The sequence below is a fragment of the Pararhodobacter sp. CCB-MM2 genome (assembly GCF_001691415.1).
In the GTDB taxonomy this organism is placed as follows: domain Bacteria; phylum Pseudomonadota; class Alphaproteobacteria; order Rhodobacterales; family Rhodobacteraceae; genus Pararhodobacter.
Genome location: NZ_LRRR01000129.1, coordinates 1 through 379 on the forward strand (window position 1 = coordinate 1; position 379 = coordinate 379).

Annotated in this window: 1 protein-coding gene; it reads left to right on the forward strand. The window is 58.0% G+C overall.

Going from position 1 to position 379, the window contains the following annotated elements; all coding sequences use genetic code 11:
- Window positions 1-168 precede the first annotated feature (168 nt).
- The coding region (locus BCY78_RS26150; protein ID WP_233499499.1) for a hypothetical protein at window positions 169-379 on the forward strand (211 nt) is incomplete at its 3' end.

Consider the following 379-nt stretch of genomic DNA (forward strand, 5'->3'; position numbering starts at 1 on the left):
GACCAGGACCAACCGCTGAGGCGGCTCCAAGCCGCAGACAGCTGGGACGGCCCGATGCTGACAGACAACCCACCGACCTCAGGCGTCTGTATGGGATTAGGCAGACTCAGAGCCGCGGAGGCAATCGGTAGCCAGGTGGCAGACAGATTGCCTGATGAAGGAAACTCGATGCTGGCCACGGAAAGATTCAGGGAAGGTTTCACGGTAACAGTACTGACGACAATCTCAGGTATCATCGACCCCCCGAGATTCAGTCTGCTTCCGCCACCCTCAATGGGTTCCTGGAAAAACTGGACGTACGCGGGCAGTGCCGTATTACTGATCGAAATTCCCGCCAGCCAGGGGGATTGTGGTGTCCCGTCACCGGTGACCGTAATAC